The 17,898-nt window shown below is 73.8% G+C and carries 17 protein-coding genes and 1 other RNA gene; 10 read left to right on the top strand and 8 right to left on the bottom strand.

Annotation, left to right across the window (positions count from 1 at the left end):
• Positions 1–87 precede the first annotated feature (87 nt).
• The 3 genes from QMF98_RS01635 to ffs all read left to right on the top strand — a co-directional run bounded on the left by QMF98_RS01635 (position 88) and on the right by ffs (position 2,153).
• Positions 88–789 (top strand): TetR/AcrR family transcriptional regulator, encoded by a 702-nt coding sequence (locus QMF98_RS01635; RefSeq protein WP_337974356.1) that lies wholly within the window; start codon positions 88–90, stop codon positions 787–789.
• 50 nt (positions 790–839) lie between these two features.
• The gene (locus tag QMF98_RS01640) at positions 840–1,997 is read left to right on the top strand and encodes a hypothetical protein (protein ID WP_337974357.1); all 1,158 of its coding nucleotides are present in this window, start codon (positions 840–842) and stop codon (positions 1,995–1,997) included.
• A 59-nt stretch (positions 1,998–2,056) separates the two neighbouring features.
• Positions 2,057–2,153, top strand: an RNA gene (ffs, locus tag QMF98_RS01645) — signal recognition particle sRNA small type.
• A gap of 82 nt (positions 2,154–2,235) precedes the next feature.
• On the opposite strand, the gene QMF98_RS01650 is transcribed toward ffs, so the two are convergent.
• From QMF98_RS01650 to QMF98_RS01665, 4 genes are all read right to left on the bottom strand, one after another.
• Positions 2,236–2,670 (bottom strand): GyrI-like domain-containing protein, encoded by a 435-nt coding sequence (locus QMF98_RS01650; protein WP_337974358.1) that lies wholly within the window; start codon positions 2,668–2,670, stop codon positions 2,236–2,238.
• Positions 2,671–2,863: 193 nt separating this feature from the next.
• Positions 2,864–3,340: a PKD domain-containing protein gene (locus QMF98_RS01655; protein ID WP_337974359.1), complete on the bottom strand. Its 477-nt coding sequence runs from the start codon at positions 3,338–3,340 to the stop codon at positions 2,864–2,866.
• Between the two features lie 401 nt (positions 3,341–3,741).
• A complete protein-coding gene (locus tag QMF98_RS01660; protein WP_337974360.1) occupies positions 3,742–4,245 on the bottom strand; it encodes a DUF6318 family protein in 504 nt (167 codons plus the stop codon).
• 412 nt (positions 4,246–4,657) lie between these two features.
• Complete coding sequence (locus tag QMF98_RS01665; RefSeq protein WP_337974361.1) at positions 4,658–5,299, bottom strand: GyrI-like domain-containing protein; 642 nt, start codon at positions 5,297–5,299, stop codon at positions 4,658–4,660.
• A 59-nt stretch (positions 5,300–5,358) separates the two neighbouring features.
• Between QMF98_RS01665 and QMF98_RS01670 the strand changes: the two genes are divergently transcribed.
• The 4 genes from QMF98_RS01670 (at position 5,359) to QMF98_RS01685 (ending at position 10,699) form a co-directional block, all read left to right on the top strand.
• Positions 5,359–6,777 (top strand): C1 family peptidase, encoded by a 1,419-nt coding sequence (locus tag QMF98_RS01670; RefSeq protein ID WP_337974362.1) that lies wholly within the window; start codon positions 5,359–5,361, stop codon positions 6,775–6,777.
• 50 nt (positions 6,778–6,827) lie between these two features.
• Complete coding sequence (locus QMF98_RS01675) at positions 6,828–9,392, top strand: DNA polymerase III subunit gamma and tau (RefSeq protein WP_337974363.1); 2,565 nt, start codon at positions 6,828–6,830, stop codon at positions 9,390–9,392.
• 130 nt (positions 9,393–9,522) lie between these two features.
• Positions 9,523–10,122 (top strand): recombination mediator RecR, encoded by a 600-nt coding sequence (recR, locus tag QMF98_RS01680; protein WP_263731378.1) that lies wholly within the window; start codon positions 9,523–9,525, stop codon positions 10,120–10,122.
• Between the two features lie 10 nt (positions 10,123–10,132).
• Positions 10,133–10,699: a DUF5063 domain-containing protein gene (locus tag QMF98_RS01685; protein WP_337974364.1), complete on the top strand. Its 567-nt coding sequence runs from the start codon at positions 10,133–10,135 to the stop codon at positions 10,697–10,699.
• Between the two features lie 53 nt (positions 10,700–10,752).
• Here the strand turns inward: QMF98_RS01685 and QMF98_RS01690 are convergent, their stop codons facing one another.
• Positions 10,753–11,898 (bottom strand): ABC transporter permease, encoded by a 1,146-nt coding sequence (locus tag QMF98_RS01690; protein ID WP_337974365.1) that lies wholly within the window; start codon positions 11,896–11,898, stop codon positions 10,753–10,755.
• Complete coding sequence (locus QMF98_RS01695; RefSeq protein ID WP_337974366.1) at positions 11,895–12,875, bottom strand: ABC transporter ATP-binding protein; 981 nt, start codon at positions 12,873–12,875, stop codon at positions 11,895–11,897. The genes QMF98_RS01690 and QMF98_RS01695 overlap by 4 nt, the downstream gene beginning before the upstream one ends.
• 206 nt (positions 12,876–13,081) lie before the next feature.
• Between QMF98_RS01695 and QMF98_RS01700 the strand changes: the two genes are divergently transcribed.
• The 3 genes from QMF98_RS01700 (at position 13,082) to QMF98_RS01710 (ending at position 16,302) form a co-directional block, all read left to right on the top strand.
• Positions 13,082–13,816 (top strand): sulfite exporter TauE/SafE family protein, encoded by a 735-nt coding sequence (locus QMF98_RS01700; protein WP_337975524.1) that lies wholly within the window; start codon positions 13,082–13,084, stop codon positions 13,814–13,816.
• Between the two features lie 150 nt (positions 13,817–13,966).
• Positions 13,967–15,244 (top strand): aspartate kinase, encoded by a 1,278-nt coding sequence (locus tag QMF98_RS01705; RefSeq protein ID WP_337974367.1) that lies wholly within the window; start codon positions 13,967–13,969, stop codon positions 15,242–15,244.
• A 5-nt stretch (positions 15,245–15,249) separates the two neighbouring features.
• On the top strand, positions 15,250–16,302 hold the full coding sequence (locus QMF98_RS01710; RefSeq protein ID WP_337974368.1) for an aspartate-semialdehyde dehydrogenase: 1,053 nt from the start codon (positions 15,250–15,252) through the stop codon (positions 16,300–16,302).
• A gap of 82 nt (positions 16,303–16,384) precedes the next feature.
• Here QMF98_RS01710 and QMF98_RS01715 read toward each other — a convergent pair whose 3' ends face one another.
• Positions 16,385–16,891, bottom strand: coding sequence for a DUF2510 domain-containing protein (locus QMF98_RS01715; RefSeq protein ID WP_337974369.1), 507 nt, complete (start codon positions 16,889–16,891; stop codon positions 16,385–16,387).
• Between the two features lie 48 nt (positions 16,892–16,939).
• The gene (locus tag QMF98_RS01720) at positions 16,940–17,806 is read right to left on the bottom strand and encodes a cell filamentation protein Fic (protein ID WP_337974370.1); all 867 of its coding nucleotides are present in this window, start codon (positions 17,804–17,806) and stop codon (positions 16,940–16,942) included.
• Positions 17,807–17,898 lie beyond the last annotated feature (92 nt).

Below are 17,898 nucleotides of genomic sequence, written 5' to 3' on the forward strand. Positions count from 1 at the left end.
GCGGGCGCCCAGACCGTCGTCGGCACCGGTCTTCACCCGGGACCCCCGTCCTACTAGAGCGCTCGCTCTAGAGCGAAAACTCTAGGCATGGCCGAGTCCACCGTGCAGATCCCCACCGTCGCCCCCGTCCGCCGCAGCCTGCGCGTCACCGGCAAGCGCCGCCCCGGCACCGCCGAGCGGATCCTCGACGTGGCGGGTGACCTGTTCGCGGCGGAGGGCGTCCGCGCCGTCTCCACCAACCGGATCGCGTCCACCGCCCGGATCAGCCCCGGCAACCTCTACTACTGGTACGCCGACCGCCAGGCGATCGTCCGCGCGCTGTTCGCCCGCTACGCCAAGGCGCACGCGGCGGTGTGGGACGGGATCGACCCGGACAACGTCACCCCGGAGCGGCTCGACCGGCTCGTGGCGGCCGGCGCGCGGATCACGGCGGACCACCCGTACTTCGCGCGGGACCTGATCACGCTGGTCCGCGACGACGAGGAGCTCGCCGAGGCCTACCGGGCGGTGCGGGTCCAGCGCCGCGAGCTGTTCGGGCGGGTCGCGCGCGGCTGGCGGGCGCGTGGCGTGCTGGTCCCGGTGGGCGACGACCGGCTGGACCACGTCGTCGAGGCGCTGCTGGTGCTCGCCGAGTCGTGGTGGGCCTTCGCGCAGCTGGACGACGAGCGGCCCGAACCGGTCGAGGGCGAGCGCCTGATCAGGGCGCTCATCGAGCCGTACCTCGTCCCGGGCGTGCAGGGGGCGCCTGGGCCGTCGTCCGTCCCGCTCGCGGCGGACGCAGGACGATGAGCCGGCGGTCGCGTCGCCGCCCCGGTGCGGACGACGACGACACTGACGGTGTGAGCAGACGAGCCGTGCTGGGGTGGGTGGGCGCAGGCGCCCTCGTCGTCGTCGGCGGGACGCTGGTGCGCGCCCAGCGGCAGGGACTGCTGGACCCCCGCACCGGCCCTGCGTACACCGCGTGGCAGCCGACGCGCCGCACCGGTGCCGAGGCCGTGGTCGCCGCCGCCGTGCTCGCCGCGAGCCCGCACAACCTGCAGAACTGGTGGTTCCGTCCGACGACGGCCGCCGACGGCTCGGTCACGCTCGACGTGCACGACGACACCTCGCGGTCCCTCGGCGTGGTCGACGCGCACCGCCGCGAGGCGCACCTGGGCATCGGCGCTGCCGTGGTCAATGCCGAGGTCGCGGCCCCGGCACTCGGCTTCGACACCCGGCTCACCGTGCGGCCCGCGGCCGACGACGAGACGCTGCTGGCCCGCCTCGCCCTCACCCCGCACACGCCCGCCGATCCCGACCCGCTGGCCCAGGCGATCTGGCACCGGCACTCGGACCGCGGCGCGTACCCGCCGGAGGAGCCGTCGGCCGACCTGCTGAGCCGCCTGCGCGCCACCGCGCTGGACGGGACCACCGGCGTGGACCTCGTCTGGATCACCGCTCCGGACCAGCGCGAACGCCTCGGCAGGCTGCTCGTCGACGCCGCGACCGCCCTGACCTCCGACCACCAGATGAGCGTCGACAACGCGGAGCTGATCCGCTACGACCACCAGCAGGTGGAGCGGTACGGCGACGGCCTCACCATCGACGCGCAGGCCCTGTCGCCGTTCCTCGAGGTGGCCGCTCAGCTGCTGCCCGCCACGTCGCGCGCGCAGGGCGACAAGTCGTGGGTCCGGTCCACGCGGGACGTGCACACCGCGACGGCGCGCGCCTACGGGTTGGTCGTCGGCCACCGCAGCGACCCGGCCACCCGGGTGCACGCCGGCCGCGTGCTGCAGCGGCTGCACCTGGCCCTGGTCGCCGAGGGATGGGCGATGCAGCATATGAACCAGGCGGTGGAGATGGCCGAGCGGGACGCCACGCTGGCGACGGCGGACCGGTTCGACGGACCGCTGACGCAGCTCGCCGGTGGACAGGTGATCGCGGCGCTCCGGATGGGCCGACCGAGCGGTCGGGCGGTCGCCAGCCCTCGTCGTCCCCTCGCCGACGTGCTGCGCTGAGCCGGCGCCGGTCGAGCAGGGGGCGACCGGCGTCACCCTGGCCCTGCCCTAGACTGGGGGCAGACCCCTCGTGCGGCGTCATCTCGCTGAACTCCCCCAGGGCCGGAAGGCAGCAAGGGCAGGTGAGCTCTGGCGGGTGTGCGGGGGGTCCTTTCATGCCCGGTCAGCAGCTGCCTGGGCAGCGGCCATCGGGCCTGGTCAGCGGCCGTCCGGCGTCGTGGGACGGCCCCCGGGCGCCTCAGAGCTGTAGCAGCGACACCGGCGCGCAGACCTCGACGATGCCCCGCCCGGCCTGCGGAACGATCCCCGGCTCGGGCCGGTGCACGCTGAACATCGGTCCGGCGAACCGGTAGCCGTTGCGAGCGATCCACCGGCCCAGCGCGTCGAAGACGGTGTGCAGCTGCGCCTCACCACCGTCCTGCCGGCTGGAGGCGACCAGCGTCGTGGGGACCTGCCGGCAGCGCACCGCCTCGGTGTCCTCGAACGGGCCCGCCACCTCGAGCAGCACCTCGAGGTCGGCGTTCCGGCTCAGCAGGAAGTCGTCGTGGTACACGGTCAGCGCCAGGGGCATGGCGACGGGCGTCGCACCGGCTGTGGCCAGCCCCGACCACAAGCGCCTCCACAGCACACCTTCGTCGGCGGCGGACGGAAGCGTGTCCCGGACGGCGGCCATGGTGCATGGGGCCAGGGTGCGCGTGACGATCTCGGTACCCACAGGGGTCCTCCAACGGATGACCAGAGGCGAGCCGCACACCGGTGGACGGCCGCGCCGGTGGACACACTGTCGCACCTGCTCGCCGCGGCCTCCAGCGTGTCCATGCCCGCGTGGTGCGCCGGGGACGGTCGGCGGCGTGGTCGGTGGTCGGTCAGTCGCAGCCGGGGGCGTGCGGGTCCTCGTTGCACGTGGTGGCGACGAGGTGGGAGCGCAGCTCCTCGGCGGTGAAGGGCGTGCTGGCGCTGACCGTGGTGGCCGTCCCGGGGACGTCTCGGGGCGTGGGGTCGTCGGCGAGGGTGAAGGTCGCCGACCACGTGGTCGTCAGCGTGATCGTGTAGGTGCCGGTGTGGACGTAGGGGTGGGAGATGTCCGCCTGCGGCCAGGGCCGGCCCGGGATCGTTGTGCTGATCACGGCGCCGTCGCCGAAGTCCCACCGGTAGCTGTGAGGGTGGGCGGTGATGGTCACCGGGGTGCCCAGGATCGTGGTGGTCAGCGTCTGGTCGGCCGCGTCGGTATAGACGACCGTCGGCTTGTTCACCAGCACCCACCCGCGATCGGGCTGGACCGTCAGGGCGCTCGGGGTCAGCGTCATCCGGCGGAACTCGGCCAGCACCATCTCGGGTGTCACGGTCGCTGCCGCGGCGCACGACGCCGGCGCCGTCACCGCCCACTCGCTCCACGGACTAGCGGCATCCACCCGGGTGCGCTGCCAGACGGGCGCCAACGTCGCCACCCCGGCCGCCTCACACTCCGGCAACGGGGTGAGGTCGTCTCCGAGGCAGGGGAACAGCTCAGGGGAATCGCTCAGACTCCGCCGACAGATCGGCGCCCTCAACGTCTCGACGAGCTTCGCAGGTGCTGCCGCGGTGTGGGTGTCATCAGCGGTTCGGCTCTGTGCCTGAACTGCGGCGAAGTCTACGTGGTCATCGTCGGCAGCCGAGCTGTAGCTCGAGTCGCCGCCGGGCGTAACGGTCGGCGCGCCGACGAGGGTGAGGGCGCAGCCGATGACCAGGCTGGCGCTCCACGGCGTCATTTCGGCGCGCCGTTCACCGTCAACGTGTCGACTCCCCAGATGCGCCAGCCCTCCGGATGGCGCACGACCATGTAGGCGATGGTCATGGCACGCGCTGGCTCGGTGCTGACGACTGTCCCGGCTGTCGACCAAGTGACGCCCGCTTCCTGCTGGACATCGAAGTCGATCTCATAGGCGAGGGGGCTCGCTGACGCCACACGTTCCGCCAGCACCGTGATGAGGCCGGGATAGGTGACCGTCTTGCCGGCTACCTGTGACGCGACTGCGTTCTTGACGGAAGCGCAGAAGGTGCAACGGTCGAGGCTCGCCGTCGTCCACGGCCCGGTGTCCTGAGTGGACACGGTGTACCGGTAGAGGTCCGTGAGGAAGAAGCGTGCCGCTGCGATGGCGCCGGTCTCGTCGTCGCGAGACAACTCCGCGGGCTGTGTCGGCGACGGGGCCGGAGCGGGGAGCAGCGACGTCGGCGTGACGGAGGGGCTGAGTGCCGTCGGGGTCGGCACGGGCGTCGGGTCCGGTGCGCAACCGGCGACGAGACCGGCGACGGCCAGGGGGACGAGGAGTGCGAGCCGACCGCTCCGGCGGCGGGTGCGGGCGCGTGTCGACATGGGGTGACCTCGGCGGGCGCGGCAGTGGGGGCGCGTGCAGCCTGGCAGAAGCCGTGTTCCGATATGCCCGATTTCCCCAGCTCATCGCGCCCGGGTCTGGGCTGCCCAGGCTGACGGGCGAGTCCGCGCGGCTCGGCAAGGTACCGAACGGCCTGTACGCCCTATGTACGTACACCGGGCGCACAGCCCGAAATGGGTGCCGGGGGTGTCCGGGCCGGTGTCGTCGCCCCCGCCCCTCTCGTGCCGGGTCCGGACCACGCCCTCGGCTCCGCCCAGCCACGCGCCGGGCCGGGCCGGGCCGACCGGCCTACCCCTGCGGCACGTCCTCCAGCTGCTGGACCGGCTGGCGGATGATCGTCCGCAGCCGCTCGGGCGCCGAGCGGCGTGGGTCGTCGAGGTAGATCTCGTGGTGGGCGCCACGCAGCGCGTACCCCTGCTCGGCGATGGCGCGGTGCAGTCCGGCGATCGTCGGTCCCTCGGCGTCGTACGGGCCGACGTGCAGCACCTGGAACGCGGTGCCCTCGTCCAGCACGTCGAGGTGCAGGTGCTCCGCTGCGGGTGCACGGCCCTTGGCGACGGCTGCGTCCAGCGCGCGTCCGACGAGGTCCGCGGTGACGCTGGTCGGCTGGACGATCAGCATCGTCCAGCGCCATTCCGCACGTGTGTCGGTGAGGAAGACGTCGGGATCGTCGGCCCACCACAGCCCCTCCAACGGCCCGACCTTCCACGGCTGCTCACCGATCGCCTTGGCCATGAAGCGCAGGCCGTAGGAGACGGCGTAGAGGGTGCCGACCGCCTCGGCGTAGGCCGGCGTCGTCTCGGGATCCCCGGCGCCGTCCACCATCAGGCACTGCAGCGGTGGCACGTCCACCCGCGCGGTCGTCGCCGTGGCCCGGTACAGCGCAGCGAGCTCGGGGTCGCCTGCAGAACCACGGACCGCTGGGGTCATGGCCTCAGCGAACCGCAGTCCCAGGAGCCGGACAACAGAGGAGGACCACAATGGCGGGCGTGACTGCCACGACCTCGAACCAGACCCAGAACCCGAACCCGACCCAGACGCCGGCACTCATCCCGACGCAGAGCACCAACCACACCGGAACCGTCGCGGCCGCGCCGCTCGACCCGTCCTTCGTCGCGACCCTGGCCGCCGGCTTCGCCGCGGACCCGGCCCGGCTGCGCGCGCAGAACGCCGTCACGCGCACCCCGGTCGGCGAGGTGGCCATGAACCACGCGCGCGCCACCTCGATCCGCACCAGCGTCTCCAACCAGCTCGACGACTGGTCCGTCGCCAACCAGAAGAAGAGCGGTCGCTGCTGGCTGTTCGCGGCGCTGAACCTGCTGCGCGTCGGCGCCAAGCAGCGCCTGGGTGTCAATGAGTTCGAGTTCAGCCAGAACTACGCCATGTACTGGGACAAGCTCGAGCGGGCCAACTTCTTCTGCGAGGACGTCGTCGCGACGGCCGGCGAGCCGATCGACTCGCGCCTGGTCGGCTTCCTGCTGCAGACGCTGCTCGGCGACGGCGGCCAGTGGGACATGGCGGTCAGCGTGTTCCTCAAGCACGGGGTGGTGCCCAAGGAGGCGATGCCGGAGACGCAGTCGTCCTCGGACACCGACGCGATGAACACCCAGCTGCGGGCTCGGCTGCGCAAGGGCGCCCTGGCGCTGCGCGCGGCGGTGGCCGACGGCGGTGACGTGGCGGCCGTCAAGGCGCAGATCCTCACGGACGTGCACACCATCCTGACGATCCACCTGGGCACGCCGCCGACGTCGTTCGACTGGCAGTGGACCGACGACGAGAAGCAGTTCCACCGCGACGGCGTGCTGACGCCGCAGCAGTTCTTCGAGCGGTACGTGACCCTCGACCTCACGCAGTACGTGTGCCTGGTGGACGACCCGCGCACCGAGCACCCCAAGGGTGCGGCGCTGACGGTGGCCAACCTCGGCAACGTGGTCGGCGGTCGGCAGGTGCGGTACGTCAACGCGCCGATGGCCACCATCAAGGAGCTGGCCGCGGCGTCGATCGTCTCCGGTGAGCCCGTCTGGTTCGGCTGCGACGTGAAGCCGCAGATGCACCGTGAGGACGGCATCTGGGCCGCCGACCTGTTCGACTACTCCGGCGTGTACGGCGTCGACCTGTCCACCACCAAGGAGGAGCGGGTCGTCTCCGGTGAGTCGGCGATGACGCACGCGATGCTGCTGACCGGTGTGGACGTGGTGGACGGCACCCCGCGGCGGTGGCGGGTGGAGAACAGCTGGGGCGACGACAAGGCCGACAAGGGCTTCTTCACCATGGACGACTCGTGGTTCGACGAGTACGTCTTCGAGGTCGTCGTCCGCACCGACGCCCTGCCCGAGGACCTGCGTCCGGCGCTGACCGCCGAGCCCCTCGTCCTGCCGGCATGGGACCCGATGGGCGCGCTCGCCTGAGCCGCCGAGGGCCGGAGACGGGTGTCGGATCTGCCGCATAGGGTTCGCACGTGACGACAGCGCTGTACCGCCGGTACCGGCCCGAGACCTTCGCGGAGGTCATCGGGCAGGACCACGTGACGGCACCGCTGCGCCAGGCGCTGCGCTCCGGGCAGGTCAACCACGCCTACCTGTTCTCCGGCCCTCGCGGCTGCGGCAAGACGAGCTCCGCGCGGATCCTCGCGCGGGTGCTCAACTGCGCACAGAACACCGCCGAGCACCCGACGGACACGCCCTGCGGGGAGTGCGAGTCGTGCATCGAGCTGGCGACGGGCGGTCCGGGCAGCCTCGACGTCGTCGAGATCGACGCCGCCAGCCACGGCGGTGTGGACGACGCCCGTGAGCTGCGTGAGCGGGCCACCTTCGCGCCCGCGCGGGACCGGTACAAGGTGTTCATCCTCGACGAGGCCCACATGGTCTCCAACCAGGGCTTCAACGCCCTGCTGAAGATCGTCGAGGAGCCGCCGCCGCACGTGAAGTTCATCTTCGCGACGACGGAGCCGGACAAGGTGATCGGCACCATCCGCTCCCGCACGCACCACTACCCGTTCCGGCTGGTGCCGCCCGACGTGCTGGTGCCGTACCTCGCGCAGCTGTGCGAGCAGGAGGGTGTGCCCGTCGGTTCGGGCGTGCTGCCGCTGGTGGTGCGGGCCGGCGCCGGGTCGGTGCGCGACAGCCTGTCGGTGCTGGACCAGCTGATCGCCGGCGCGGGGGAGAGCGGGCTGGAGTACGAGAGCGCGGTGGCGCTGCTCGGGTACACGCCGGCGTCCCTGCTCGACGACCTGGTCGAGGCGATCGCCGCTCGCGACGGCGCCACTGCGTTCTCGGTGGTCGAGCGCGTGGTGGCCACCGGGCACGAGCCGCGGCGGTTCGTCGAGGACCTGCTCGAGCGGCTGCGCGACCTGATCGTGCTGGCCGCGGCAGGCGATGCTGCCGGTGCAGCCCTCGGCATGATCCCGTCGGACCAGCTGGACCGGATGCGTGCCCAGGCGGCGCACCTCGGTGCCGCCGAGCTGTCCCGGTCCGCCGACCTGGCCAACGCGGCGCTGACCGAGATGGCCGGTGCCACGTCGCCGCGGCTGCACCTCGAGCTGCTGATGGCGCGGCTGCTGCTGCCGGCGGCGGACGACGGCACGCTCGGGCTCGGTGCCCGGCTCGACCGGCTGGAGCGCGGCGGGTTCGCGGCCGTCCCGGCGGCGGTCGGGGCCGGTGGTGCGCCCACGGCGGCCACCCGTGCATCGGCGCCGGTGGAGCCGGCCACCCCGCCGCTCGCCACCCCGCCGGTGGCCACCCCGTCGACCGCAGCACCGTCGACCGCGGCACCGTCGTTCACCGCACCCTCGACCGCCGCGCCGGTGAGCGCAGTGCGGATGAGCGCGGCACCGCCGGCGGCTGCCGTGCGCGCCGCCGAGGCACCCGCTGCGGCAGCGGACGTCGAGGCTGCTGCGGACGCCGCTGTCGACCTGGACACACCGCCGTGGCCCGTCGACGACGCACCCGCCCGGTCGTCGTCCGGACGGAAGACGGCCACAGCTGGTCCCTCGTCGGCTCCGGCCGCCGCGGCGGCACCCGCACCGGCAGCAACCGCACCGCCGGCCCCAGCGGTGAGCGCACCACCGGCGGCGCCGCGCGGCGCCGGAGGCCCAGACACCGAGATGCTCCGACGCCGCTGGCCGGAGGTGCTCGGCACCCTCCGCGGGTTGCGGCTGCTGACGCACGCCCTGGTCAGCCAGCACGCCCAGGTGCTCGAGCTCGACGCGACGACGTTGCGGCTCGGCTTCGCCCAGCCGGGTCTGATCCAGCAGTTCCAGCGCGGCAGCCATGCCGAGGCGGTGGCGCAGGCGCTGCGGGAGACGCTGGGTGTCGAGGCTCGGGTCGAGGGCGTGCTGGGCGATTCGGCGACACCAGCCGGCAGCGGTGCACCGGCGGACCGGTCGACCGCCGCGGCGACACCGGCGTCAGCAGCCGACCTGACAGCCCGGTCCTCGTCAGGCGGCGCGACGGACCGCGCGGCGACCCGGTCGCCCGGCATCCCGAGCGTGGACGAGGCTGCGGCCTCGTGGGGCCGTCCTGTGCCGTCCGGCTCGGCCGCGGCCCCGGCAGCGGCTCCCGCGCCGAAGACCGGTTCGGCAGGCGGCGGCTCAGCACCGCGCGCCTCCCGCGGTCGCCCCGGCGCACCTGCCACTGCGCCTGCGGCCTCGTCGGACCCGGGATCGGACCGCGCGCCGGCGCCGCAGGGCCGCGCTGCCGGCACCGCTGCCCCGGCGCGCCGTAGCGGTGCCGCCGACGAGCCACCGGACCTCGACCCGCCCGACGTGCCGGTGGACGACCTGCCCCCCGGCGACTGGATCCCCCCGGACGACGAGGTGCCGTTCGAGGACCCCCGTGATGTCCCGAGGGACCCGGTGGCCGGCTCGGGCCCCCGTGCGGCGGCCCCCGGCTGGTCCGACGAGCCCGACGAGCCGTCGCCGGACGACCCGCTGATCGACGGATCCGGCCTGGTCGGCGCACCGCTGGTCGCGCGGCTGCTCGGCGGCACGGTCATCGACGAGCAGATCGACGACCCGAACGCCTGAGCCGCCTGCCTGCCGGCATGGGTCCGCGACGTCGACGCCGCGCCGTCGGTCCGTCGCGTCGACGCCGCCACGGCCCCCCTCCGACGGGCTCGCGAGGTCAACTGGATGGGTGACCAACTAGGCTGACCGCGTGTACGAGGGGGCGATCCAGGACCTGGTCGACGAGCTCGGGCGGCTGCCCGGGGTCGGCCCCAAGAGCGCCCAGCGCATCGCGTTCCACATCCTCTCGGCCGATCCGGCGGACGTCCGTCGTCTGGCCGACGCGCTCACCGAGGTCAAGGCCCGCGTCCGGTTCTGCGAGATCTGCGGCAACGTCGCGCAGGAGGCGCAGTGCCGCATCTGCCGCGACCCGCGCCGCTCCCCGAACGTCATCTGCGTGGTGGAGGAGGCCAAGGACGTCGTCGCGATCGAGCGGACGCGCGAGTTCCGCGGGCGGTACCACGTGCTCGGCGGTGCCATCAACCCGATCGGCGGCGTCGGCCCGGACGACCTGCGGATCGCCTCGCTGCTCAGCCGCCTGGCGGACGGCACCGTCACCGAGGTGATCCTGGCGACCGACCCGAATGTCGAGGGCGAGGCGACCGCCACCTACCTGGCCCGGCTGCTGGTGCCGATGGGTCTCGCGGTCAGCCGGCTCGCCTCCGGCCTGCCGGTGGGCGGGGACCTGGAGTACGCCGACGAGGTCACCCTGGGCCGGGCCTTCGAGGGCCGCCGACGGATCAGCGCGTAGGGAGCGGACGATGACCGACAACGACACCGACGACCTCGCGACCCTCGCCCGGTCGGTGCACGACGAGGCGCGCAGCTACCTGACCACCGTGACGGAGGTCGCGGCCGGCTCGGCCCCCGAGGCGACCCTGCCGCTGCTGCTCCTCGCGTTGTCGGACGTGATCGCGGCCGGTGCCCGGCTCGGGGCGATCAACGACGTTGTCCCGGCGCTGCGGTTCGAGCCGGACGTCGGCCCGGACCCGGACGTCGAGCCGTTGCGGGCCAACCTCGCGAACGTGTTCGAGGGCGTCGACGAGTACGTCGAGGTGGTCGACCCCGTCGTCGGCCCGGAGGTGGCCCAGGCGACGCTGTCCGGCGACCTCGTGGCGATCGCCGGGGCGCTGGCCCAGGGGCTGCGCCACTACGAGGCCGGTCGGCCCGTCGAGGCGCTGTGGTGGTGGCAGTTCTCCTACCTGTCCGACTGGGGGGAGCGCGCGTCGTCGGCCCTGCGCACGGTGCAGACGATCCTGGCGCACCTGCGGCTCGACGTGGACGACGACGTGGCCGCCGAGGCGGAGTACGACGCGCTGCAGCCCTGACCAGGGCGGACGTCGGGTACGCCCGACCGAGCCCCGACCCCGAGCCCCGGGCCTCAGGCCACCCGCACCCCGCGCGGCAGCGTGCGCTGCGGGATGCGGAGCCGGCGCACGGCGGTGACGTAGCCGGCCACGCCGAGCAGGACGGTGAACGCCAGGCCCCACGGCCACACCGGCACCGTGGACGGTCGCGGGCGGTCGGTCGGCAGGGTCGCCTGTCCCATCGGCCCCCAGCACTCGTTCGAGACACCCGTGGCACCCGCACGCGCGGTGCGGACCTCCTCGCGGATGGCCGCGAACGGTGACGTGATCGACCGCAGGTCCTGCTGCGGCACGGCCGAGGCGTCGGAGACGACGACGAACGGGTTGGCCGCCAGCAGCCACCAGGTCCGCTCGGTGTGGACCACGTCTCGCGTCTCGGTGCGCCATTCGCACGCGGGCACCACCGAGCTGTCGCCCAGGACCGTGCCACTGCTGAGGGTGGCGCTGCCGGTGCAGGACGTGTCGCCCAGGGCATTGGACTCGCACTGCTGCGACGACGGCGAGACGCCCCATACGCGCACCTGCTCCTGGGAGGTGTTCGCGGGCAGCGTCAGGCCGAAGAAGACGAGGGTGAACACCGCCAGGGCCGACACGCCGAGGAAGGTCAGGACGGTGGAGCCGGCCGTCCGGGCGGTCAGCGCCGAGAACCCGACGCCCATGCCGCACACCGACGCGAGGATCACGGCGGTCACCACCACGACGCTGACCAGCGTGATCACCCTCGTCCCGCCCATCGCCACCGCGAGCCCGTAGAACGGGAGGCTGGCCACCAGGAAGGCGGTGGCGGCGGCGAACGCCCCGAGCAGCTTGCCGGTGGCGATCTCGGCCGGGGTCAGCAGGGTCACCTGGACGGTGGCGAGCGTGCCGGCGGCACGGTCGCCGTTCACGGCGGTCGACGACAGGGTCGGGGTGACCAGCAGCCCCAGCCCCAGCACCAGGAACGTCACGACGAAGAACAGCAGCGGGCCGCGGTGCAGCGGGGAGGTGTCGTGACCCGTCAGCGTGCCCAGGGCTCCGGTGGTGAGCGCGGTGATGGCGCCGACCACGAGGAACCAGACCACCAGCGCGACGATCCAGCGGGTGGACCGCACCCGCTGCCGCAGCTCCAGGGCCGCCACCGTGCGCACCCCGTGCCAGGACAGCCGCCACGTGCCGTTCATCGCCGCTCCTCGTCCAGGGCCAGGTAGGCCTGCTCCAGCACCCCGCCGGCGGGGGCGATCGAGACGAGCGGCACCCCGGCCGCCACCGCGTCCCGCACCAGCCGGGCGGCGCCCTCGTCCCCGTCGACGTCGATCAGCACGCCGTCGTCGTCGGGCCGCCAGGCGGCGTGCACCGAGGTGAGCCAGCCCTGCAGCGCCTCCGCGTCCAGCGCGCGCACCCGCCAGGGCCGCCGGCTGCCCGCGGTGCCGAGGGTCGCCTCCGTGTCGCCGGTCAGCACCGTCCGGCCGCGGGACAGGAACACCGCGTCGTCGGCCATCTCCTCCAGCTCGGACAGCACGTGGCTGGACACCAGCACCGTGCGGCCCTCGTCGGCCAGCCGCCGCAGCAGCTCGCGCAGGTCGACGCGCGATCGCGGGTCCAGACCGGACGCGGGCTCGTCGAGCAGCAGCACCGCCGGGTCGTGCACCAGGGCCCGAGCCAGTCCCAGCCGCTGCTTCTGGCCGCGTGACAGCACCGCCGCGGGCCGGTCGGCGTACTCCGAGAGGTGGACCAGGGCGAGCAGCTCGTCGACGCGGGCGCCGACGGACGCCGCGGGCAGCCGGTACGCGGCGGCGAACGTCCGCAGCACCTCCCGTGCCGTCAGCGAGTCCCACGTGCCGAACGTGTCCGGCATCCACCCGGTCCGGGCCCGTGCGGCGGGGCCGTCCGTCACCGGGTCGTACCCGTCGATGCTCACCGTGCCCGCATCAGGCGCCAGCAGCCCTGCCAGCACCAGCAGCAGCGTCGTCTTCCCGGACCCGTTGGGCCCCACCAGCGCGGTGACCCGACCGGCGCGGGCGTGCAGGTCGACGCCGTCCAGCGCCCGCACGGCGCCGAAGCTGCGGACCACGCCCGCGGTGCGGATCCCGTCCGGGCCGCCTGGTCCGGGCGAGCCAGGGTGCGGAGGGACGGCCGAGGCAGCGACGTCGCTGGTCATGGCTCGACGGTAGGGGTCGGGCACCGGGCGCCGTGCCCGGTTTCTGAGGGGATCCTGTGCCGGGACTGCGCCGGTTCGTGGCGCGGCCGACCGGCAGGCCGTCCGTCCGCCGCCCGGCCCGGGTCCGGGTTCGGGTCCGGGAGGTAGGGTCCGCCACCGTGACCGTGTCCGGCCTGCACCTGACGCTCGCGACGGTCGGCCTGCTGATGCTCGCCGGGTTCACCGCCGGCTGGGTCGACGCGGTGGTCGGCGGCGGTGGGCTGGTGCAGCTGCCGGCACTGCTGCTGGTCCCCGGCATCACGCCCGTGCAGGCGCTGGCCACCAACAAGGTGGCCGGGATCATGGGCACGTCGGTCAGCGCGCTGACCTACTACCGGCGGGTGCAGCCCGGTCTGTCCACGGCAGGGCCGATGGCGATGACCGCCCTGGCCGGCGCTGCCGGGGGAGCGGCCCTCGCGGGGCTGCTGCCCTCCTCCGTGTTCAAGCCGGTCATCCTCGTGGCGCTGGTGCTGGTGGGCGCCTACACGGTGGCGCGGCCGCGGGTGGGTCGGGCCACCGACCTGCGCTGGACCGGCGCCCGGCACCGGGCCGTGGCGCTCACGCTCGGCCTGGTGCTGGGCGCGTACGACGGCCTGCTCGGCCCCGGTACGGGGTCGTTCCTGGTGATCGCCCTGGTCGGCGTCGTCGGCTACGGGTTCCTCGAGGCGTCGGCGCAGGCGAAGGTCGTCAACGTCGCCACCAACCTCGGTGCCCTGCTGGTCTTCACGCTGGAGGGAGCACCGCTGTGGCGGCTCGGGCTGCTGGTCGGTGGGGCCAACATCGCCGGCGCGTACCTCGGGGCCCGGACGGCGGTGGCGCGGGGCAGCGCCTTCGTCCGCATCGTCTTCGTCGTGGTCGTTGCCGCGCTGATCGCCCGGCTCGCGGTCGACGTGCTGGGCTGACCAGCGCGGACGTCTCGGAGCGCACCGGTCCCGAGCTGGGCCGTCCGTCATGCGGAAACCCGTCGGTCCGCATCGTGGGCCGACCTAGACTCGCAGGCGCCCCTCGTCCGATCGCGGTCTGATCGCGCAACCCATCCGGAGCGCACCCTCGTGGCCCTCATCGTGCAGAAGTACGGCGGCTCGTCCGTCTCTGACGCCAGCAGCATCAAGCGCGTCGCGAAGCGGGTCGCCGAGGCGAAGCGTGCCGGCAACGACGTGGTGGTGGTCGTCTCGGCGATGGGCGACACGACCGACGAGCTGATCGACCTCGCCCACCAGGTGACCCCGCTGCCGCCCGAGCGCGAGATGGACATCCTGCTGACCGCCGGCGAGCGGATCTCCATGTCGCTGCTGGCGATGGCGATCGACCAGCTCGGCGTCGAGGCGAAGAGCTTCACCGGCCAGCAGGCCGGCGTGATCACCGACGAGACGTACGGCAAGGCGCGCATCATCGACGTCACGCCGAGCCGCATCACCAAGACCCTGTCCAAGGGCCAGGTCGCGATCGTCGCCGGCTTCCAGGGCGTCAACCTGGCCACCAACGACGTGACCACGCTCGGCCGCGGCGGCAGCGACACCACCGCCGTGGCGCTCGCAGCGGCTCTCGAGGCCGACGTCTGCGAGATCTACACGGACGTCGACGGCGTCTTCACGGCCGACCCGCGCATCGTGCCGAGCGCCCGCAAGCTCGACCGGATCAGCTACGACGAGATGCTCGAGATGGCCGCCAGCGGCGCGAAGGTGCTCATGCTGCGCTGCGTCGAGTACGCCCGCCGCTACCAGGTGCCGGTGCACGTCCGGTCCTCGTTCTCCACCCACACCGGGACGCTCGTCACCGACGCGCCCGACACCACCCAGGAGGTTCCCGTGGAGCAGCCGATCATCTCGGGCGTCGCGCACGACCGCTCCGAGGCGAAGATCACCGTGGTCGGCGTGCCGGACGTGCCGGGCAAGGCCGCCAAGATCTTCACGGTGGTCGCCGGCGCCGGCGTCAACATCGACATGATCGTGCAGAACGTGTCCGCGGCCCGCACGGGCCTGACGGACATCTCGTTCACGCTCCCCGCGACGGACGGCAGCGTCGGCATGGCGGCGCTGGCGGAGCACCAGCCGGAGATCGGCTACGCGTCCCTGCAGTACGACGACACCATCGGCAAGCTCTCGCTGATCGGCGCGGGCATGCGCTCGCACCCGGGCGTCAGCGCCAAGCTGTTCGAGGCGCTGTCCGAGGCCGGTGTGAACATCGAGATGATCTCCACGTCCGAGATCCGCATCTCCGTGGTGACCCGGGCCGACTCGCTCGACGAGGCGGTCCGCGCGGTGCACACGGCGTTCGGGCTGGACACGGAGTCGGACGAGGCCGTCGTGTACGGCGGGACGGGGCGGTGAGCGGGATGAGCGGTGTGAACGTCGCAGTGGTCGGGGCCACCGGGCAGGTCGGTGGCGTGATGCGCCGGCTGCTGGCCGAGCGCGAGTTCCCGGTCGCGTCGATCCGGTACTTCGCGTCGGCGCGGTCCGCGGGGCGGACGCTGCCCTGGGGCGACGACGAGATCACGGTCGAGGACGTCGCGACGGCGGACCTGTCCGGCATCGACATCGCCCTGTTCTCCGCCGGCGGGGCGACGTCCAAGGAGCAAGCGCCGCGCTTCGCCGCAGCCGGTGCCCTGGTGGTCGACAACTCCTCCGCCTGGCGCAAGGACCCGCGTGTCCCGCTGGTGGTCAGCGAGGTGAACCCGCACGCGCTCGACGACATCCCGCTGGGCATCGTCGCCAACCCGAACTGCACCACGATGGCCGCGATGCCGGTGCTCAAGCCGCTGCACGACGAGGCCGGGCTGCGCCGCCTGATCGTCTCGACCTACCAGGCCGTGTCCGGGGCCGGCCTCGCCGGTGCGCAGGAGCTCGACTCGCAGGTGCGCGCCGCCGTCGAGGAGGACACGCTCGGGCTGGTGCACGACGGCTCCGCCGTGCACTTCCCCGCGCCGGCCAAGTTCCCGCGGACGATCGCCTTCGACGTGGTCCCGTTCGCGGGGAACCTGGTGGACGACGGCCTGCGCGAGACCGACGAGGAGCAGAAGCTCCGCAACGAGTCCCGCAAGATCCTCGAGATCCCGGACCTGCTCGTCTCGGGCACGTGCGTGCGGGTGCCGGTGTTCACCGGCCACTCGCTGTCGGTCAACGCCGAGTTCGAGCGGCCGCTGTCCGTCGAGCGGGCCTACGAGATCCTGGCCGACGCCCCCGGCGTGCAGGTCGAGGACATCCCGACGCCGCTGCTGGCGGCCGGCAAGGACCCGTCGTACGTCGGCCGTATCCGCACCGACGAGGGCGCGCCCGAGGGGCGCGGTCTCGCGCTGTTCGTGTCCAACGACAACCTGCGCAAGGGTGCCGCGCTCAACGCCATCCAGATCGCCGAGCTGCTGGTCGCCCGCCGCTTCGCCACGGCCTGACCGCGCTCGGACGGCCCCGGCACCCGACGGTGCCGGGGCCGTCCTGCGTCGTCGGCCGCTCGCCCGTTCGCCCGTTCGCAGCTCAGGCGCCGGAGGCCACCACCACGGTCATCACCAGGCACAACGCGCCGGCGACGACGGCGAACCAGGCCCGACCGCGTCCGTGGCCGCCGGACGACGCACGTCGGATCGCGACGACGCCGAGCGCCACCGACAGCAGCCCGACCACCGCACCGAACGCGGCCCCGGCCGTTCCCGCCATGGCCATGAACCACGCGAAGAGCGCGAACAGCCCGACGTAGCCGGCGACGATCGACTGCCACGAGCGGCCCACCGGCAGCACCCAGTGCAGACCGTTGCTCGGCCCCATGTCGCTGCCGACGGGGGTCGCCGGACCGTACGCGGCCGCGGCGTAGGCCCCGGGCGTGTACCCGGGCGCGTAGGGACCGGACGCGTACCCCGGCACCAGTGCAGCGGGCGCGGCGACCGGAGTCACGTGCTCGGTCCATCGGCTGCCGTCGAACCAGCGGACGACGTTCGGCGTGGACCCGTCCGGGTACCAACCCGCGGGTGGAAGCGGCGCGCTCATTCCGCTCGCATCGTCAGGTACCGGCGCGCCCTTGAGCGCCGTCACCCCTCAGTGCGACAGCATCTCGTCCGCCAGCCGGGCTGCGCGGACGGCGCCCTCCGCGACGGCGTCGGCGCAGAGCACCAGCCAGGCCGCGACCCGGTCCGGTTCACCGGTGGCGAAGCCCGCGGCGGTGGCCTGGTACACCAGCGGCGCGTCCGCCCAGGCGGGCTCCGCGACGGCGCACCCGGTCGGGTCGAGGCCGCCCGCGGTGACGGCGAGCCGGGCGACGGCACGGGCGACCGCGCCGTTGGCGGCGGTGAACGGCCGCAGCGCCAGCAGCTCGCCGTGCAGCACGGCGGCGACCACCCCGGCAGGGGCGGCGGTGCGGTGGACGGCCTCGGTCAGCACGGCCAGCCGGTGGCCGACGTCCGCACCGGCCGGCGCGGCTCCCAGACCGGCGAGGTCGGCGGTCGGGCGGTCGCCGCGGGGGCGGCCCAGCTCCTCGTCGGGAACCCTGCCCGTCGCCGCGAGGGTGTGCAGCCGCGCGAGCAGCTGGCCCAGCGGGAGCGGGCCGAGGGTGCCCCTGCCGTCGCCGACCCGACCCGGTGCACCGAGGTCCGGCATCAGGCGCTCGACGGCCGCGTGCGTCCGCACCGCGCCACGGACGACGTCGTCCGTCGGCCCCTGTGCGGGTGCGCCGGCGGCCAGCGCCTGCACGTTCTCGACCGGTACCCGCACGCCGTCCAGCGCGGCGCTCGCCCGGGCTGCCTCGAGGCCGGCGCGCACCCGCACCTCGGACCAGCGCCGCCGCATCGCGGGATGCCGGCGCAGCTCGGTGCAGGCGTCCCGGGCCCTGGTCACGGCGGCGGGGACGCCGGGGAGGGCCGCCAGCCCCGCCAGCACGTCGTCAGCGGGCTCGGTCGCGGGGCTCACGGGACCAGTCTGCCGGGCGCCGCGCCGAGGCTCGACGTCCCGCGGGTGGGCGAGCGGTCCACCACCCGCACGGTCCGGGACCGTTCAGCGCA

Source organism: Cellulomonas sp. NTE-D12 (genome assembly GCF_027923705.1).
Classification (GTDB): domain Bacteria; phylum Actinomycetota; class Actinomycetes; order Actinomycetales; family Cellulomonadaceae; genus Cellulomonas.